The sequence below is a fragment of the Kribbella sp. NPDC049174 genome (genome assembly GCF_043197365.1).
Taxonomy (GTDB): Bacteria; Actinomycetota; Actinomycetes; order Propionibacteriales; family Kribbellaceae; genus Kribbella.
On sequence record NZ_JBICSZ010000002.1, the window covers coordinates 1,051,005 to 1,069,397 of the forward strand.

Annotated in this window: 19 protein-coding genes; 14 read left to right on the top strand and 5 right to left on the bottom strand. The window is 69.5% G+C overall.

The window, feature by feature from the left end:
- The first annotated feature begins 82 nt into the window (after positions 1-82).
- The 8 genes from clpS (at position 83) to ACGFIF_RS15645 (ending at position 7,102) form a co-directional block, all read left to right on the top strand.
- The gene (gene clpS / locus ACGFIF_RS15610; protein ID WP_132211019.1) at positions 83-370 is read left to right on the top strand and encodes an ATP-dependent Clp protease adapter ClpS; all 288 of its coding nucleotides are present in this window, start codon (positions 83-85) and stop codon (positions 368-370) included.
- Positions 367-918 (top strand): DUF2017 domain-containing protein, encoded by a 552-nt coding sequence (locus ACGFIF_RS15615; RefSeq protein ID WP_393154980.1) that lies wholly within the window; start codon positions 367-369, stop codon positions 916-918. The genes clpS and ACGFIF_RS15615 overlap by 4 nt, the downstream gene beginning before the upstream one ends.
- On the top strand, positions 919-4,032 hold the full coding sequence (ileS, locus tag ACGFIF_RS15620) for an isoleucine--tRNA ligase (RefSeq protein WP_393154982.1): 3,114 nt from the start codon (positions 919-921) through the stop codon (positions 4,030-4,032).
- A gap of 10 nt (positions 4,033-4,042) precedes the next feature.
- Positions 4,043-5,020: an aldo/keto reductase gene (locus ACGFIF_RS15625; protein ID WP_393154983.1), complete on the top strand. Its 978-nt coding sequence runs from the start codon at positions 4,043-4,045 to the stop codon at positions 5,018-5,020.
- 71 nt (positions 5,021-5,091) lie between these two features.
- On the top strand, positions 5,092-5,562 hold the full coding sequence (locus ACGFIF_RS15630; RefSeq protein ID WP_393154984.1) for a Mov34/MPN/PAD-1 family protein: 471 nt from the start codon (positions 5,092-5,094) through the stop codon (positions 5,560-5,562).
- 2 nt (positions 5,563-5,564) lie between these two features.
- Positions 5,565-5,843 carry a MoaD/ThiS family protein gene (locus ACGFIF_RS15635; protein WP_393154986.1) on the top strand — a complete coding sequence of 93 codons (279 nt, stop codon included), beginning with the start codon at positions 5,565-5,567 and terminating at the stop codon, positions 5,841-5,843.
- Between the two features lie 16 nt (positions 5,844-5,859).
- On the top strand, positions 5,860-6,807 hold the full coding sequence (locus ACGFIF_RS15640; protein ID WP_393154987.1) for a PLP-dependent cysteine synthase family protein: 948 nt from the start codon (positions 5,860-5,862) through the stop codon (positions 6,805-6,807).
- Positions 6,808-6,898: 91 nt separating this feature from the next.
- On the top strand, positions 6,899-7,102 hold the full coding sequence (locus ACGFIF_RS15645; protein WP_393154988.1) for a hypothetical protein: 204 nt from the start codon (positions 6,899-6,901) through the stop codon (positions 7,100-7,102).
- Positions 7,103-7,250: 148 nt separating this feature from the next.
- Here ACGFIF_RS15645 and ACGFIF_RS15650 read toward each other — a convergent pair whose 3' ends face one another.
- On the bottom strand, positions 7,251-7,610 hold the full coding sequence (locus tag ACGFIF_RS15650; protein ID WP_393154990.1) for a hypothetical protein: 360 nt from the start codon (positions 7,608-7,610) through the stop codon (positions 7,251-7,253).
- Positions 7,611-7,812: 202 nt separating this feature from the next.
- On the opposite strand from ACGFIF_RS15650, the gene murI reads away from it, so the two are divergent.
- The 6 genes from murI to ACGFIF_RS15680 all read left to right on the top strand — a co-directional run bounded on the left by murI (position 7,813) and on the right by ACGFIF_RS15680 (position 13,474).
- Positions 7,813-8,616, top strand: a complete 804-nt coding sequence (gene murI, locus ACGFIF_RS15655; RefSeq protein ID WP_393154992.1) for a glutamate racemase — start codon at positions 7,813-7,815, stop codon at positions 8,614-8,616.
- Positions 8,617-8,800: 184 nt separating this feature from the next.
- Positions 8,801-9,547, top strand: coding sequence for an MBL fold metallo-hydrolase (locus ACGFIF_RS15660; RefSeq protein ID WP_393154994.1), 747 nt, complete (start codon positions 8,801-8,803; stop codon positions 9,545-9,547).
- Complete coding sequence (locus ACGFIF_RS15665; protein WP_393154995.1) at positions 9,528-10,373, top strand: alpha/beta fold hydrolase; 846 nt, start codon at positions 9,528-9,530, stop codon at positions 10,371-10,373. The genes ACGFIF_RS15660 and ACGFIF_RS15665 overlap by 20 nt, the downstream gene beginning before the upstream one ends.
- Before the next feature lie 114 nt (positions 10,374-10,487).
- A complete protein-coding gene (locus ACGFIF_RS15670; RefSeq protein WP_393154996.1) occupies positions 10,488-10,751 on the top strand; it encodes a hypothetical protein in 264 nt (87 codons plus the stop codon).
- Positions 10,748-12,673, top strand: a complete 1,926-nt coding sequence (locus ACGFIF_RS15675; RefSeq protein WP_393154998.1) for a TOMM precursor leader peptide-binding protein — start codon at positions 10,748-10,750, stop codon at positions 12,671-12,673. Before ACGFIF_RS15670 ends, ACGFIF_RS15675 begins: the two co-directional genes overlap by 4 nt.
- Positions 12,674-12,682: 9 nt before the next feature.
- Positions 12,683-13,474 carry a SagB/ThcOx family dehydrogenase gene (locus ACGFIF_RS15680; protein ID WP_393154999.1) on the top strand — a complete coding sequence of 264 codons (792 nt, stop codon included), beginning with the start codon at positions 12,683-12,685 and terminating at the stop codon, positions 13,472-13,474.
- On the opposite strand, the gene ACGFIF_RS15685 is transcribed toward ACGFIF_RS15680, so the two are convergent.
- The 4 genes from ACGFIF_RS15685 to rdgB all read right to left on the bottom strand — a co-directional run bounded on the left by ACGFIF_RS15685 (position 13,471) and on the right by rdgB (position 18,357).
- Positions 13,471-16,443: an AAA family ATPase gene (locus tag ACGFIF_RS15685; protein ID WP_393155001.1), complete on the bottom strand. Its 2,973-nt coding sequence runs from the start codon at positions 16,441-16,443 to the stop codon at positions 13,471-13,473. The two genes, ACGFIF_RS15680 and ACGFIF_RS15685, sit on opposite strands and share 4 nt — an antisense overlap.
- Positions 16,444-16,542: 99 nt before the next feature.
- Positions 16,543-17,022 (bottom strand): hypothetical protein, encoded by a 480-nt coding sequence (locus ACGFIF_RS15690; protein ID WP_393155002.1) that lies wholly within the window; start codon positions 17,020-17,022, stop codon positions 16,543-16,545.
- A gap of 139 nt (positions 17,023-17,161) precedes the next feature.
- Positions 17,162-17,749, bottom strand: coding sequence for a hypothetical protein (locus ACGFIF_RS15695; protein WP_393155004.1), 588 nt, complete (start codon positions 17,747-17,749; stop codon positions 17,162-17,164).
- 2 nt (positions 17,750-17,751) lie between these two features.
- Entirely contained in the window at positions 17,752-18,357 is a 606-nt protein-coding gene (gene rdgB, locus ACGFIF_RS15700; protein WP_393155005.1) for an RdgB/HAM1 family non-canonical purine NTP pyrophosphatase, read from the bottom strand.
- Positions 18,358-18,393: the final 36 nt, after the last annotated feature.

Genomic DNA, 18,393 nt, shown 5'->3' on the forward strand with positions numbered 1-18,393 from the left:
AAGAGCGGTCGAGTCCGTCCCTGCGTGAGTCACAAGGGCAGCCTATTGCGAACCGAGAACCGATGATGGAGAGAATGGACAGGTGAGCACCGCACCAAGCGAACTCGAGAGCCCCGAGGTCGACGAGGCGATCGAGCTGAGCCCACCGTGGGTGACGATCGTCTGGAACGATCCGGTCAACCTGATGGACTACGTCACCTTTGTCTTCCAGACCTATTTCGGCTACTCCAAGCAGAAGGCCGAGAAGTTGATGATGCAGGTCCACACCGACGGGAAGTCGGCGGTCTCCAACGGCAACCGCGAGGCGATGGAACGCGACGTCGAGGCGATGCACTCTTACGGCCTGTGGGCCACCTGCGAGAAGTCGTGACGCGGTTCCGCAAGCGCCGCAAGACCGTCGTCGTCAGTTTCGCCGAGCACGAGGCCGACATCCTGGCGAACCTGCTCCGCAACCTGGTCGAGCTCCTGTACGACGGGCTGCCACCGCGTGCGACCGAGTCCAGTGACCCGCTGGCCGCGCTGCTGGACAGCGACGGGCCGACCTCGCCGCCGGAGGACGTCGTACTGCAGCGGCTGCTGCCGGACGCCTACAAGCAGGACGACATGGCGTCCGCGGAGTTCCGCCGCTTCACCGAGCGCGGCCTGCGCGACGGCAAGATCACCGACGCCAAGCGGGTCCTGTCCGCGCTGGAGGAGTCCGGCGCCGACGAGATCGCCCTCGAACCCGACGAGCAACTGTCCTGGCTCCGCGCCCTCAACGACCTCCGCCTGGCCATCGGCACCCGCCTGGACATCAAGGAAGAGGACGACTACGCCACCTGGGAGAAACTCCCCGACGACGACCCCCGCCGCCTCACCTACGACCTCTACGACTGGCTCGGATACCTCCAATCAGCTCTGCTGCATAACATGCGTTGAGTGAGCTATCCGAAGACCGGCCGAGGCCGCCTGACTGCTAGTCCGAGCTTTCCGGGGATTGAGCGGGGGGTGCTCGAGTACTGGGACGGGGACGGGACGTTCCAGGCGTCGGTGGAGGGGCGGGCGGCGGGGGAGGACGGGGCGAACGAGTTCGTCTTCTACGACGGGCCGCCGTTCGCGAACGGGTTGCCGCACTACGGGCATCTGCTCACCGGGTACGTGAAGGACGTCGTCCCGCGGTACCAGACGATGCGTGGGCGCCGGGTGGAGCGGCGGTTCGGGTGGGACACGCACGGGCTGCCGGCCGAGCTGGAGGCGCAGCGGGTGCTCGGGCTGAAGACGAAGGCCGACATCCTCGAGCTCGGGATCGAGAAGTTCAACGAGGCGTGCCGCGCGTCGGTGCTCAAGTACACCGGTGAGTGGCGCAGCTACGTCACCCGGCAGGCCCGCTGGGTCGACTTCGAGAACGACTACAAGACGCTCAACCGCGACTACATGGAGTCGGTGATCTGGGCGTTCAAGACGCTCTACGACAAGGGCCTGGTCTACGAGGGCCTGCGCGTCCTGCCGTACTGCTGGAACGACGAGACCCCGCTGTCCAACCACGAGCTGCGGATGGACGACGACGTCTACCAGCCGCGCCAGGACCCGTCGATCACGATCGCGGTCGAGCTGGAGACCGGCGAACGCCTGCTCGCCTGGACGACCACCCCGTGGACCCTGCCGAGCAACCTGGCGATGGCGGTCGGCCCGGATGTCGACTACGTGGTCGTGAACGACGCCGAGGGCCGCCCGACGATCCTGGCCGAGGCGCGGCTCGCGGCGTACGCCGGGGTGCACGGCGACTTCGCCGGCCTCGGGACCGAGGTGCTCCGCCGGCTGAAGGGGTCGGAGCTGCTCGGGCTGCGCTACACGCCGCTGTTCGGCTTCCTCGCCGACACCGAGCGGTGGGGGACCCAGAAGGCGTTCCAGGTGATCGCGGCCCAGCACGTCACCACCGACGACGGTACGGGCGTCGTCCACCTGGCGCCCGCGTACGGCGAGGAGGACCAGATCGCCTGTGAGGCGGTCGGGATCCCGACCCTGCTGACCGTCGACGACGGGGCGCGGTTCACCAGCGTCGTACCGCCGTACCAGGGGATGCATGTCTTCGACGCGAACCGGCAGATCATCCGCGATCTGCGCGCGGCCGGGTCGCTGGTGCGCGAGGACAGCTACGTGCACAGCTACCCGCACTGCTGGCGGTGCCGGAACCCGCTGATCTACAAGGCGGTGTCGAGCTGGTTCGTCGAGGTGACCCGGATCCGGGACCGGATGGTCGAGCTGAACGAGCAGATCACCTGGGTCCCCGAGCACGTCAAACACGGTCAGTTCGGCAAGTGGCTGTCGAACGCGCGGGACTGGTCGATCAGCCGGAACCGGTTCTGGGGCAGCCCGATCCCGGTCTGGCGCTCGGACGACCCGGCGTACCCGCGGATCGACGTGTACGGGTCGATCGAGGAGCTCGAGCGCGACTTCGGCGTCCCGGTGCCCGATCTGCACCGCCCGTACGTCGACCAGCTGACCCGGCCGAACCCGGACGATCCGACCGGGAAGTCGACGATGCGCCGGGTGCCGGACGTCCTGGACGTGTGGTTCGACTCGGGGTCGATGAGTTTCGCGCAGGTGCACTACCCGTTCGAGAACACCTCGTGGTTCGAGCATCACTTCCCGGGCGACTTCATCGTCGAGTACATCGGGCAGACCCGCGGCTGGTTCTACACGATGCACATCCTGTCCACCGCGCTGTTCGACCGGCCGGCCTTCTCGTCCTGCCTGAGCCACGGCATCGTGCTGGGCAGCGACGGGCAGAAGATGAGCAAGTCGCTGCGCAACTACCCGGACGTGTCCGAGGTGTTCGACCGCGACGGCGCGGACGCGATGCGCTGGTTCCTGATGTCGAGCCCGATCCTGCGCGGCGGCAACCTGGTCGTCACCGAGGAGGGCATCCGCGACGGGGTGCGCCAGGTGATGATCCCGCTGTGGAACGCGTGGTACTTCTTCGCCTTGTACGCGAACGCCGGCGGCGCCTCGGGCTCCACGTCGACGGACTCGCCGGACCTACTGGACCGGTACCTGCTGGCCAAGTTGCGGGTGTTCGTCGACGACGTGCAGGCCCGGCTGGACCGGTACGAGGTCGCGGCCGCCTGTGAGTCCGTCGTCGGCTATGTCGAGGTGCTGACGAACTGGTACATCCGGCGGTCGCGGGACCGCTTCTGGGCCGGCTCACCCGAGGCGATCGACACCCTCTACACCACGCTCGAGGTGCTGACCCGGACCGTCGCCCCACTGCTGCCGCTGACGACCGAGGAGATCTGGCGGGGACTCACCGGCGGCCGATCGGTACATCTCACCGACTGGCCTTCGGTCGACGAACTGCCCGACGACCCGGACCTGGTCGCGCGGATGGATCGGGTGCGCGAGATCTGCTCGGTGGCGTCGTCGATCCGCAAGTCCGAAGGGATCCGCGGCCGGCAGCCGTTGCAGTCGTTGACGGTGGCAACGGCTGACGCCGGGGCGTTGACGTCGTTGGTGCCGCTGATCCAGGCCGAAGTCAACGTGCGCGACGTCGTACTGGCGTCGGCGGATGCGGTCGACGCGCCGGTGTCGCAGCGGCTGACGGTGAACGCGCGGGCGGCCGGTCCGCGGCTCGGACGCGAGGTCCAATCGGTGATCAAGGCGTCCAAGAGCGGTGACTGGTCGGTCTCTGCCGAGGGTGTCGTCGTTGCCGGTGGCATCGAGTTGGTGGACGGCGAGTACACGCTGGAGACCACGTTGGCCGAGGGCGGTACGGCGAGCGGCCTGCTGAGCGGCGGCGGATTCGTCGTACTGGACACGAGGGTGACGCCGGAGTTGGCGGCCGAAGGTGTTGCGCGGGATGTGATCCGGGCGGTCCAGCAGGCCCGGCGCGATGCCGGGCTGGAGGTGACCGACCGGATGCGGCTGCGGTTGACCGCGGACGCGGCCGTGCTCGCCGCCGTCGAGGCTCATCGCGAGCTGATCATGGGCGAGACGCTGGCTCTCGAAGTCGACCTCGAGGAGGGTCCTGAACTGCTGGTCAGCGTGACTGCCTAGGGTGGGCGCCATGGAGACGCGCAGGCTTGGTCGGACCGGTCGGGATGTGGGTGTGGTCGGGCTCGGTGCCTGGCAGCTGGGCGCCGACTGGGGCTCGGTGGACGAGAGCGACGCACTCGCTGTGCTGCGCACGGCGGTCGAGGGTGGGGTCACCTTCATCGACACCGCGGACGTGTACGGCGACGGGCGTAGCGAGCGCCTGGTCGGGCAGGTGCTCAAGGAGCACGATGCCCTGACCGTGGCGACCAAGATGGGCCGCCGGGTCGAGCAGGTCCCGGCGAACTACAACCTCGAGGCGTTCCGGGCCTGGAACGACCGGTCGCGGGCCAATCTCGGGGTCGACACGATCGATCTGGTCCAGCTGCACTGCCCGCCGACGCCGGTGTACTCGACCGATGCGGTGTTCGACGCGCTCGACGAGCTGGTCGCGGAAGGCCGCATCGCGTCGTACGGCGTGAGCGTCGAGACCTGCGCCGAGGCGCTCACCGCGATCGCGCGGCCGAACGTCGCGTCGGTCCAGATCATCCTGAACGCCTTCCGGCTGAAGCCGCTCGACGAGGTGCTGCCCGCGGCCCGTGAAGCGGGCGTCGGCATCATCGCGCGGGTGCCGCTGGCGAGCGGTCTGCTCTCCGGCAAGTACGACGAGAACACTGTGTTCGGAGCCGATGATCACCGCACCTACAACCGGCACGGCGAGTCGTTCGACGTCGGTGAGACCTTCTCCGGTGTCGACTTCGGCACCGGCCTGGAGGCCGTCCGCCGGCTGATGCCCTGGCTCCCGGCCGGCGCGACGATGGCCCAGTTCGCCCTCCGCTGGATCCTCGACCAGTCCGGCGTCACCGTTGTCATCCCCGGCGCCCGCAACCCCGGCCAGGTCGCCGGCAACCTGGCCGCCGCCGAACTCTCCCCACTCTCAACGGACCAGTTGGCCGCCGTACAGCAGACGTACGACGACCTGATCCGCCCGCAGATCCACGGTCGCTGGTAGCGCTCTGTCCGCATAGTGGACCGAGACCCGGGTTGGCGGGACCGGTCCGGCCGCCCCCGTACCGTTGAGTCGTGCTGATCATCGAGAGTGCGACGTACGACGCGATCGTCGCGCACGCCCGCCGGGACCACCCGGACGAGGCGTGCGGGGTGGTGGCCGGGCCGGCCGGCTCCGACCGGGCGACGCGGTTCATTCCGATGCTCAACGCGGCGATGTCGCCGACGTTCTACGAGTTCGACTCGGGCGACCTGCTCCGGTTGTACAAGGAGATGGACGAGCGGGACGAGGAGCCGGTGGTGATCTACCACTCACACACCGCGACCGAGGCGTACCCGTCCCGCACCGACATCAAGCTGGCCCAGGAGCCCGGCGCCCACTACGTGCTGGTGTCGACCCGTGACGGTGCGGAGTCCCCGGCGTACGACGGCCCGGTCGAGTTCCGGTCGTACCGGATCATCGACGGTGAGGTCGTGGAAGAAGAAGTGCGCGTGGTTGGTTCTTATGAAGCTGTGTCTTTTGAAGAGGTCAAAGGAGAGAAATAGAGATGGCGATCGAACTGCGCGTACCAACGATTCTGCGCACCTACACCGGTGGTGAGAAGGCGGTGAACGGCGCCGGCGCCACGCTGGCCGAGTTCATCGACGACGTGAACGGCACCCACCCGGGCCTGAAGGAGCGCATCGTCGAGGGTGAGCCGGAGGAACTGCGCCGGTTCGTCAACGTGTACGTGAACGACGAGGACGTCCGCTTCACCGGCGGCCTGCAGACCGGTGTCAAGGACGGCGACGTGGTCGTCGTACTGCCCGCCGTCGCCGGCGGCTGACCACAAAGGACAGGTCATGCGCTTCGACAGCCTGCTGGACTCGGTCGGGGGTACGCCGCTGGTCGGGCTGCCCAAGCTCTCACCCTCGGCCGATGTCCGGCTCTGGGCCAAGCTGGAGGACCACAACCCGACCGGCTCGATCAAGGACCGGGCCGCGCTGCGGATGCTGCTCGACGCCGAGAAGGACGGCCGGCTCCGGCCGGGCAACACGATCCTGGAGCCGACGTCCGGCAACACCGGGATCTCGCTGGCGATGGCGGCCAAGCTGCGCGGCTACCGGATGGTCTGCGTGATGCCGGAGAACACCTCCGAGGAGCGCCGGCAGATCCTGCGGATGTGGGGTGTCGAGATCATCTCCTCCCCGGCCGCGGGCGGTTCGAACGAAGCGGTCCGGGTGGCCAAGCAGGTCGCCGAGGAGCACCCGGACTGGGTGATGCTCTACCAGTACGGCAACCCGTCGAACGCGGCCGCGCACTACGACGGCACCGCGCGGGAGATCTTCGCCGACCTCCCGTCCGTCACCCATTTCGTGGCCGGCCTCGGGACCACCGGCACGCTGATGGGCGCCGGCCGGTTCTTCCGCGAGCACAAGCCCGAGGTGCGGATCGTCGCGGCCGAGCCCCGGTACGGCGAGCTCGTCTACGGGCTGCGCAACCTCGACGAGGGTTTCGTCCCCGAGTTGTACGACGAGACGCTGATCGACGCCCGGTTCTCGGTCGGGCCGCGGGATGCCGTCCGGCGGGTGCGTGAACTGCTCGACAACGAGGGCATCTTCGCCGGCATCTCGACCGGCGCGATCCTGCACGCCGCGCTCGGCCAGGCGGCCAAGTGCGTGCGCGACGGCGAGTCCGCGGATATCGCGTTCGTGGTCGCCGACGGCGGCTGGAAGTACCTGTCCACCGGCGCCTACGAGGGCACCATCGACGAGGCCGAGGACCGCCTCGAAGGTCAGCTCTGGGCCTGATTCCCACCTCCCTGGGACGGTTCGTCCCTGGTGGCCGGGACGCTGGGACGCCCAAGGTCGAAACATTCCGTTTCGACCCTGGGAGGGGACCATGTCCACCACGAAGACCAGCGCACCGCCGCTGCGGACCCGGATCGAACTGGAGCCGGACCTGACCGTCGTCGGCGAGGCAGGTTCGGGGCCGGAAGCGGTGGAGGTGGTGGAGCGGCTCGCGCCGGACGTGGTCGTCGTCGATCTGAACCTGCCCGGGATGCCGCGGGTCTGGGTGACCCGACATGACACCGCGCAGGCCTGAATCCGGCGGCGAGTGAGCCGTCGGACTGCTGAGCCCGGCGGGGGCGAGCCGTCGGGGTGAGGTCACCGGGTGGGCTGGCGGAGGGCCCGGCCCGGCCTGGGTGCCTTTGTTGCTGTCGGCACCTGATGCTGGATTACGTCATTGCCGCCTACGGTTGCTTGAAGAGGATCTTGCGCCCGAGTCGTGGGTGAACCCCACGGCCCTTGCAGCTGTTGCACGGGCGCTGCGCGTAGCTGAACAGCGCGCCGCGGTGCCGTCCGGCGCCTTTGCAACGGTTGCATTTGGCGTTCGGGTGCAGGGACAGCGAGACGACGTACAGAGCGAACGCCGCCATGGCCAGCACGAGCATCATCCCGGTCGGCCCGAGGGACGCCGCGATATCTGCCCACGTGCTGTTGGTGTCCGCAGCCTGACCAGCGGCCTGCCCCGCGGCCGTGGCGTTGTCCGGTTGCGGATTCGGTGCGGTGGTGGTGCTCAGCACCACCGCGATGTGGTGCGCCAGGTTCATGGCATCACGAGGGGCGGTCGAACAAACATCGCTCCAGAGTGGCGCGCATCACGCGAAAAGGCAATTCCGGAGAGTAAAGATGTGGATAAGTCCGGCGTGTCGGTTGCGCATCTTAGGTAAGCCTCGCTTCAGGACTGCCCGCTGCCGGACCTGTCCACAGCCGCCCGGTGGGAGCCGGTGGCCTTCCGGATAAGCTGCAGCCGTGGCAGACGCACCGGTGGGGATCTTCGATTCAGGCTTCGGGGGACTCACAGTCGCCCGGGCGGTGCTCGACCAGCTGCCGCACGAGCCGATCCTCTACCTGGGCGACACCGCCCGGCAGCCGTACGGTCCCAAGCCGATCGCCGAGGTCCGTGAGTACGCACTGGAGTGTCTCGACCACCTGGTCGAGGCGGGCGTGAAGATGCTGGTGATCGCGTGCAACTCGGCCAGTGCCGCGATGCTCCGGGACGCTCGAGAGCGGTACGACGTACCGGTCGTCGAAGTGATCCTGCCGGCCGCCCGTCGCGCCGTCGCCGCGACCCGGAACCAGCGCGTCGGTGTCATCTGCACCCGGGCGACCGCAGCCTCATTGGCGTACGAGGACGGCTTCGCCGCCGCGCCGCAGATCGAGCTGTTCACCCAGGCCTGCCCGAAGTTCGTCGACTTCGTCGAGTCCGGCGTGACGTCCGGACCGGAGCTCCTCGAGGCCGCCCACGAGTACCTGGACCCCCTGGTCGAGGCCGGCGTCGACACCCTCATCCTCGGCTGCACCCACTACCCGTTGCTGACCGGCGTGATCTCCTACGTGATGGGCGACAACGTCACCCTGGTCAGCAGCGCCGAGGAGTGCGCCAAGGACGTGTACGGCGTGCTGACCAAGACCGGCCTGCTCCGCCCGGACCACCTGCCCGAGCCGCGGCACCGCTTCGTCACCACCGGCAGCCCGGCCGAGTTCGCCGCCATCGGTTCCCGCTTCCTCGGCCCGGTCCTGTCCGGCGTCGACCAGTTCGCCTGGATCCGCTGAGCCACGCCTTGTCGCGGGCTGGAGCCGGTGTGACGGGTATCGCACCGGGGTGTTGTCCGCGGCACCAGATCCGGTCGTGCTGTGCGTGAAATCACTGCCAGGCAACTGGATCAGCGCTTCGGTGACGTTGCGTACGCCACCGGCTTCCCTGCGAACGGGGCAACCCGCCGGTAATGTTCCAGCTATGAAGCTCACCGTGCTCGGCTGCTCCGGGTCCGTCCCCGGGCCGGACTCGGCCGCCTCGAGCTATCTGGTCACCGCCGAGGGGTTCAACCTGATCCTCGACCTCGGCAGTGGCGCGCTCGGCTCGCTCCAGCGGCATCTCGCCGTCACGGAGATCGGTGCGATCGGCCTGTCCCACCTGCATCCTGACCACTGTATGGACCTGTGCGGTCTGTACGTCTCGGCCAAGTACGCGCCCGGGGCACCGATTCCGCGGATCCCCGTCCACGGTCCACCCGGGACGGCGTACCGGATGGCGCTGGCGTACGACCTGCCGCTCGATCCGGGGATGGAGGAGGAGCTGGAATTCCATACCTGGCACGATGTTCAGCAGATCGGGCCCTTCACCGTCCGGACCGCGCCGATGGTGCATCCGGTACCGGCGTACGCGATTCGTGTTGAGCACGGCAACAAATCGCTCGTCTACACCGGCGACACCGGCCCGAACGAGGCCCTGGTCGAGCTCGCCCGCGGCGCCGACCTGCTGCTGTCCGAAGCGGCCTTGCCGGACAACGATCCGCACAACCCGACCGACCTCCACCTCACGCCCGCCGATGCCGGCGAACAGGCCAAGAAGGCCGGCGTGAAACGCCTCGTCATCACCCACGTCCCGCCCTGGTACGACCGCGAGACCCAAGCCGAGAACGCCCGCAAGACCTACTCCGGCCCGGTCGAGCTCGCCACCCCGCATGCCGTTTTCGACATCTGACGGCGTGCGGTTGTGGACCGCAACCACCGGCACGGCGACCTCCGCCGTACCGGTCGTGATCCTGCACGGCGGCCCCGGCCTGTGGGACGACCACGCGGTCCTCGCGGAGATGATCGACGACCTGACCGTCGTCCACCGCTTCGACCAGCGAGGGTGCGGACGTTCGGATCCGTCGGACCTGCAGACGATGCAGCGCTTGGCTCAGGACATCGACGAACTGCGCTCTCATTGGCGACACGAGCGGATCATGGTCGTCGGCCATTCCTTCGGTGCGACACTCGCGCTGGTGTACGCGGCGTCGTACCCGGATCACGTCGCGGGCGTCGTCTACCTCGACGGCGTCGGCATCGGTGACTGGCGGACGGCGTACCACGAGGAACACCGCCGCCGGACGACGCCGGCCCAACGTGATCGCCTGGACGCGTTGTCCGGGGCGGATCGCACCGCGGCGGAGGAGATCGAGTTCCGCGTCCTCTCGTGGTTCACCGATCATGCGGACCAGTCGATGGCGATGGCCTGGGCGCTGGAGAGTGCTTCGGTCGATCTTCCGATCAACTTCGCGGCGAACAGCGCGCTCGGTGCGGAGATCAAGTCGTGGCCCGCTGATCACGTTGCCGGCCTCGCGGCGTCGCTGCCGATGCACGTGACCTACCTCCACGGCGACGGGGATCCGCGGCCGGCTTCCGCCGTACAAGAGCTGGCTGCGCACACGCCGCACCACACCTTCCACTTGGTGCACAACGCCGGACACTCACCGTGGCGCGAGCAACCCGAAGTGGTGCGTGGTCTGCTCCGGGGCGTGGTTCTGCCCTCCGGCGCCTTGTGATGTCTCGACGCACCGGCTGATACTCGAAGTGAATCGGTCCGGGGCCGACGGTTCGTGTTGGGGTGGAGAACACAGGGGGATCGCCTGGCTGCCCGGTTGATGGGAGGGGGAGCTATGGCTGTTCCGGAGTTGGATGACCTCAAGAGCCGGATCCACGAGCTGCGGCAGCAGTTGGACACGGTGACGGACGACGAGTGGCGGGCCTACGTCAAAGTCCGCGACATGCTGGCGCTCGACCCGGGGCTCGGACCCGATGATCCGCTCGCGCGCGTGGTGCGGTGCGCGATGCTGGGCATCTTCGAGACGTCCGGGGATTCGGGCACCTTCGGCGAGTACGACGCAGGCGCGGTCCAGCGGTTCGCAAACCTCGGCGAATGACCTTGCGCGTCGTCCTGATCGGGCGTGCGGAGGTCACCGAGGCGGTCGGTACGGCGCTGGCCGGGCCGTCCGACCGCGTGGTACGGGCGCCGTACCCGCGGCAGCGTGACGACCTGCCGGCGGTGATGGCGGGTGCGGAGCTCGTCGTCGCCGCCGACGACGGCGCGCTACCGGTCCTGCACTCGTGGGTCAACACGGTCGGACTGCGGTCGGGTGTGCCGGCCGTGCATGCCGCCGTACGGGGTGCCCGGGCAACGATCGGTCCGCTGGTGCTGCCGGGCGAGGGCCCGTGCTACCTGTGCTGGCGGATGCGCGCGCTGGCGTGCGAGGACGACTTCGCCAAGGCGATGGCGCTCGAGGAGGAACTCGCTGCACGCCGGTTGCCGGACGCCGCTACACGACCCGTGCTGCCGGCACTGCTGCCGATGATCACGGACGCGCTGCTGACGGAGCTGTCCGTGGCACCGCGGCTTGCCGCCGGCGTGCTGACGCTCGACGCGCTACGCGGCACCGAGCAGCTGCATCCGGTGCTACCACGTCCGGACTGCCCGGCGTGTGCGAAGGACCGCCGACCTCCTGCCGTGGCTGATCGAGCCACCGACCTCAACGGAGCCGACCAGCGGGCGGTCGATCGGCTCTGCGGTGTCGTCCGCGTGGTGGAGGTGATACCAAAAGACGTCGACGAGCCCGAGCGACCGTTCGTCGTCCGGGCCGAACTGGCGAACGCTCACTTCCGCACCGGACGCGATGCCTTCGTGTCCTGCTCGGGTAAGGGCTGGACTCGCGAGGAAGCTCGCGACAGCGCGCTCGGCGAGGCCCTCGAACGGTACGCCGCGATGACGTGGCGACCCGAGCGCAGGATCAGTTCGACGTACGACGGCCTGGATCGGCCCGGCGTGCATCCGCGGGACCTGGTGTTGTTCGCCGACCACCAGTACGACGCGGTGCCGTTCCAACCGTGGCGACCGGAGACCGAACTCGAGTGGGTGCCGGCGCAGTCGTTGGTGACCGGCCAGGAGGTCTGGATCCCCTTGCTGGCAACGCATCTGGGCTACCGGCCGCCGGCCACGGCCGCCCTGTTCCCCGCAACGTCGAACGGGTTCGCGGCCGGCCTGGACCTGGCCGGCGCAACCCTGCGGGCGTTGCTGGAAGTGATCGAGCGGGATGCCTTCGCGATCGCCTGGTCGCATCGATTGCCCGGTCGTTGCGTGGCCGCAGCCGACGTCCCGGACGAACAGGTCCGCGCGATCGCGGCGACCCACGCACGCCGTGGTGTCGAGCTGGTCGTGCACCTGCTCCCGACCGACACAGCCGCCGCGGTCGTCCTGGCCGTCGCGTGGTCCGAACGGGCACCGGCCGCCGTGATCGGCGTCGCCGCCGCGCTGGAGCCGGTCGCCGCCGCCCGGGCCGCCGTACTGGAGGTCGCGCAGGTGCGGCCGCTGCTGCGCAGCCGGCTCCGGTTGCCCGCTGTCCGGACCCGGATGGCCGAGCTGGCCGCCGCACCGGCCAGGGTCGCGACGCTCGACGACCACGATCTGGTGTACGCCGACCCGGGTGCCGCCGCGACCGGGATGCGCTTCCTCCGTGAGAGCCCGCGGACGCCGTGGCCGGCCGTCGGCACCCGCCCAGCCGGGCGCGACCCGATGGATGCCCAGAGCAACGACAACCTCCAGTCCTTGGTCCGGTCGCTGGCCGCGGTGGCGCCGGACGTGCTTGCCGTCGACGTCACCCCGCCCGATGTGGCCGACCTCGGAGTCCGGGTGGTACGCGGTCTGGTACCGGGCTTCGTACCGATCTGGTTCGGTGCCGACCAGGCCCGGCTCGGCGGATCCCGGCTGCTGGAGATGCCGGCCCGAATCGGCCTGCGACCCCGACCGACACGGGTGGACGAGCTGAACCTCACCCCACACCCGCTGGCGTAAGGACAGCCGATGTCCGACACCTTCCGCACCGATCAGCCGCTGGCCTGGACCTACCACCGAGGTACGGCGGGCCGACCGCTCACCGCCCCCGACACGGTCTCGTCACCGCAGCCCGGTCGAGAGGACCCGACCGCACCGTGGGTCCCCTTGCCCCCCGGCGTACCGATCGACACGCCGTTGGACGGGTTGGTCCGCGACCGGGTGTCGTGCCGCGCATTTCAGGACCGGCCGATCAGTCTCCCGGAGTTCGCCACCCTGTTGCGGATCGGGTACGGCACCACCGGAGTGACCGACGATGGTCCGCTCTACGTGGTCGACCGAGCCGTGCCGTCCGGCGGGGGGCTGTACCCGCTCGAACTCAGTGTGGTGGTGCGGTCGGTGGACGGCCTGCCCGCCGGGATCTATCACTATGTTCCGCTCGCCGATGGTCTGGAGCGGGTCAGCGACGGTGCGGTACCGGGGTCACTGGTCACCCACCTGTTCCTTGGCCAGCCGTGGGCGGCCGAGGCCGCCGTCGTCCTGGTGCTGTCCGCCGTCTGTGCGCGCAGCCTGCTCAAGTACGGCGATCGCGGCTACCGCTACCTGTTGCTGGAAGCGGGGCACGTGGCGCAGAACCTCGTCCTCGCGGCGACCGGGCTCGACCTGGGGGCCGTCAATCTCGGCGGCTTCCTCGACAACGAACTGTCCGGGTTGCTTCACCTCGACCTCGAGTCCGAGATCGTTCTGTACGGCACCGCCGTCGGTAGCCCGTCGTCCGCAGACCGCACCGGCCGCCGCGCGCTCGGCCGGCTGGACGGTTAGTCCGCCGCCGATCGGCCGAGCCGGATGGCGAGGGCGGCCACCTCGCGGCGGGACGAGGTCCCGGTCTTGTGCAGCAGGTTCGAGACATGCACGCTGACCGTCTTCTCACTGATGAACAGCGCTTTCGCGATCTCGGCGTACGTTCGGCCGGCGACCAAATGGGAGAGCACCTCCTGCTCCCGCTTCGTCAGCGAACTGAGGCGGGCCGGTACGTCGGGCAGCTCAGCCGGCTCCTGGAGAGGGATGCCGCCGAGAGCGGCCAGCGCCTCCACCTGGTCCCGTAACGGAATCGCGCCGACCTCGGCCGCGAACCGGTGCGCGGACCTCAGCGGTTCGGCGACGACGTTCCGAGACGCGCCCTCGCCGTGCAGGGCCTGCGCCCACCGCCACGACGCGACGGCTTCGTCCCACCGCAGTCCCGCGGCGTCGCACCGGCGTACCGCTTCCTCCCACTCGGCCGAGGTGGGCGACTCAGCTGCGTACCTTGCGCTCTCGGCCGTGAACAGAGCCTGCATCGCAGGTTGGATCAGGTCGGTCGGACCGCCGGCCTTGAAGGCCGAAGGCTGCATCCCGCGGCGCGCGGTGAGCAGTTCGTCGAAGGCTGCTTGCGTCGTTCGCACGGCGTCGCTGTCACCCTGGTCCCTCGCGGCTTCCATCAGATCGGCCGCCACGCGCGCTCCCCACACCAGCATCTCGTCGGCGTCGCGGGTATCGGCGTACTGCGTGCCGATCGTTCGCGTCAACAGGTCGAGGGCCTGTTCGGGTCGGCCGGTGGCCAGCAGGTACTCGGCCAGGACAGGCTGCGCGTACAAGCCCGCCCGGTTCTCCAGCTCCGGCATCAGCTCCTTGGCGCGCTGCACATGCATCCCCGCCGGGTTCGGACTTCCGGTGCGTACCGACAACGAGGCCGCGCTCAGCCGGACCATGGCACCGGCGTTCGGCAGGCCGGCCAGGGAAAGGCCGTCGCGAATGACGTCGGTGCTCTCCGGCAGGCGTCCGAACATCAGGAGGTGATGGGACAGCAGCCCGGCGGCGAAGGCCGCGACCGACAGGGCTCCTTCGTCGAGGGCGAACGCGAGGAACCTCCGGCACGGCTCGAGGCATTCCAGCAGCCGGCCGCGCCGGCTCAGGTAGTTCTGCCGGATCGCGAGCATCCGCCAGATCAGATCCGGCTCGCCGGTCTGCTCGGCGAAACGCAGGCCGGTGGCGGTGTCCTGATCGGAGCGTTCGCCGTGGACGTCCGCGTTGCCACGGGCTGCATACGCGAGGCTGAGCGCTGCCTTGGACCCGGACCGTTGAGCGGCCTGCACCGCCTCCTCGGCGTACCGCCTGGACAGCTCGAGCTCGTTGTTCCACCACTGACACCAACTGAGGTAGGCCAGGGCTTCGGCGTACTCCTCGCTGTCCGGAAACCTCCGGCTCAGCTCGACCGCGTGCTGTGCCTCGGCGACCGGTCGCCCGTTGGTTCGACCCGTTGCCCAGGCCGCGTCGGCCCATCGCCTCAGCATCCGGCCGGCCCGCAGCGGATCCGTGCGCTCGTCGACGAGTTCGAGCGCACGGCTCCAGGTGCGGAAGCTCGCCTCGCCGTCGCCGACCAGGTCGTTGGCCCGCGCGACCCGCTCCAGCAGGCCTACCTCCTCGACCACCCGGTCGCTCTCACCACCGTGGACGGTCGGCCACAGGCGCGCGGCGCGGCGCAGATGCACCGCCTCCTCACGCCGAGCGTGGATCCCGCCGGCGAGGTCAGCCGCCCGCAGCGACGCTTCGAGACAGGAATCCAGGTCGTGGGCGGCCTCGTAGTGCAGCGCCAGGTCGCCCTGTCGCTGGACCTCGTCGAGGCCCGTCGCCGGACGGGATTCGATCGCCTTGGCCCACGCGGCGTGCATCGGTCCCGCCTCGCCGGGGACGAAGGTGGCATACAGGACCTCGGCCAGCAACGGGTGCCGGAACCAGCAGGTCTCGGCATCCCGCGCCACACTGATCCCGGTGTTCGTCGCCGCGGCCAGCGCGCTGGTCACCGCGCCGGGCCCGATCCCACACGCTGCGGCGACCTCAGTCAGGTCGTCGATCGACGTAGGCCGCCCGGCGACCGCCAGCAGCCGCATCACGTCCCGCGCCGGCGCCGGGAGCCGATGCCAGGCGGCGAGCAATGCCCCCGTCAGCTCGGCCGGCAGACCGGCGGGCAACGCGTCGGCGGTCACGGTGACTCCCTCGAGGAGCAGTTCGCTGAGATAGGGGTTGCCGTCGGATCGCCGTACGACGTCGTCCACGAGCCCACGGCGAGGACGGCCACCCAGCAGCATCGCGACCTGCTGCTCGGTCTCGTCCCGGCTCAGCCGGTCCAGCCTGACGTCACTCACGGACGGAAGCCGGCGGAGATCCGCCAGCCAGCTGTGCATCGGGTGACCGGTGAAGAGCTCCTCGTCCCGGAAGGTGGTCAGAATCGCCAGCCGCTGCCTGCGGAAACCGGCCACCAGGTAGGCGAGGGCGTCGCGTGACGCCGGATCGGCCCACTGCACATCGTCCACGACCAGCACCGTCGGCCGGTGCCTGGCGATCGCCATCACCAGCGCGTCGACCACCGACAAGAGCCGGACCCCGTGGTCGAACGCGTACCCGCCCAGCGCGGGCAACAGCTCGGCCGCGGCCGGGACGGCTTCGAGCACCTCGGCCAGCTCATCAGGCTCGGCCGACTCGGTCCAACCCTCCAGCGCACCGACCAGCGGACCGTACGGCGAATCCACCGCGCCGAAGCGAACGCATCGGCCCCACAAGACGGCAACGCCCAGTTCCGCGGCCTCGTCACAGACGGCTCCGACCAGGCGGGTCTTGCCCACACCGGCCTCTCCGTGCACGAACACCGCACACGGTCGTCCTTCGGCCGCTGCCCGAACCGCCGCACCGAGGACTTCGCGTTCCTCGACCCGACCGGCGATACCGGGAGCGCCGGTGGCTGCTCCCCCTCCCACACCGCCCAGTCTGCCGTCGGCAACCCCGGACTGTCTGTACCCGCTGTCCGGCGTGCGTGACCGCGCCGGACAGCGGATACCTCCTGTGGGGGAGTGCGGTTAGCTGGCCAGCCGCTGGTGACGCCGGAACACCCACATCGCGCCGAAGGCGACTCCGGCACCACCGAGGGCGGATGCGCCGGCCTGCAGGACCGCGGCCGTCGCGTCATCGTTGTCCGACGTGCTCGCCGCCGAGGCTGCCTGCACGGGCTGCACGGGGGTCACGCCGTACCTCGAGTCGTAGTTCCGCCGCACGTCCTGGGTTGCGGCACCTGGATAGCCGGCACCTTCATCCGGCCAGGTCGTCGATCCGGACCCGGTCGCGGCACCCGGGTAGCCGGAGCCTTCGTCCGGCCAGGTCGTCGACCCGGTCCCGGTCGCTGCGCCCGGGTAGCCGGAGCCTTCGTCCGGCCAGGCGTTCAGCTCGGCCGAGACGCCTGGCCGCGGGTCCTTCGGGTCGGCCGACGCCTCGGTCGCGGTAACGGCGAGTGCACCCATGGCAACTGCGGACAGTGCGAGGGCTGACCACCTGCGGTTCATGATTCCTCCAGTGAGACCGTTGCGGCGGGATCGCCGCTTCCATCTCACAGTCGGCCCGCAGGCCACCCGGCCACATCGGAGTCAACCCCTCAGAAACCGCCCAGAACCCCTCAGATCCGGGCGCGGGTCCGGGGCCGGATCAGCCGAGGGAGTCCAGGTACGCCGTGCCGCGCGGGCTCAGCTCGTAGCCGACTTCGAGGCTGTGGGTGAGGCCGAGGTTCTTGAGTTTGCGGACGTCCAGTTTGAAGGGGGCGGTCTCGCGGCCCAGCTCGGTGGCGAGGTCGGCGGCCCGGGTCGCAGGCTTCGACTGGATCAGCCGGAGAGTGTCGGCGGTCCAGGCACCGTGGTTGCTGAGCTCGTCGAACTTCGCCAACCGCGCCATCAGGTCGTCGAGATCCTCGGGCGACAGGGTGGACTGCGCGGCCAGTTGTTCGCGCGGGTCCGGGCCCTCGACCAGGTGGAACTTGATCAGGAAGGTGGGCCAGTCCTCGTTGCCGCGCAGGCGCCGGCGGACGTCCTTGGCGTTGCGCCGGTCCGCGGCCGCGACATCGGCGTCGTTGTCGGCGATCAGGTCCGGGTTGACCTCACGGACGCTGTCGATCTCGATCCGGCCGGCGTTGGTGCGGTAGATCCGCCCCTCGACCACCCGCGCCTCGGCCCACCGCCGGTACGCCGTGGTGATCCTGCCTGCCTCGACCCCGTCCCGATCCGATCCGGCGAACAACATGGTTACTCTCCCAGTGCCTTCGCGACGATCGGGGCGAGCGCGCGCAACGCCTTGCCCCGGTGACTGATCGCGTCCTTCTCCTCGATCGACAGTTCCGCCGTCGTCCGGTCGTAGCCCTCGGCGGCGAACAGGACGTCGTACCCGAAACCGCCGGTGCCGCGCAGTTCCCGGATCACCGAGCCGCGCATCTCGCCGATCACGATCTCGTCCTCGGCATCGGGCCGGACGAAGGCGACGGCCGCGATGAACGACGCGCCGCGCCGCTCGTCCGGTACGTCTTCCAGCTGCCCGAGCAGCAGCAGGTTGTTCGCGTGGTTGTCCTTCGCCGGCCCGGACCAGCGCGCCGACAGCACACCGGGCATCCCGTTCAGCGCGTCCACACAGATCCCGCTGTCGTCCGCGATCGACGGCAGTCCGGTCGCCACCATCGCCGCGTGCGCCTTCAGCAGCGCGTTGCCCTCGAACGTCGGCTCGGTCTCGGCCGGCTCCTGGTACGGCGGTACGTCGCCCAGGCCGAGCACCTCGATACCGGGCACGATCGGGGTCAGGATGCGCCGCAGTTCCTCGAGCTTCTTCTTGTTGTTCGACGCGAGAAGGACCCTGGTCATGGGGCCTCCCGGCCTGGACTGAGGAGTGGAGGGAGC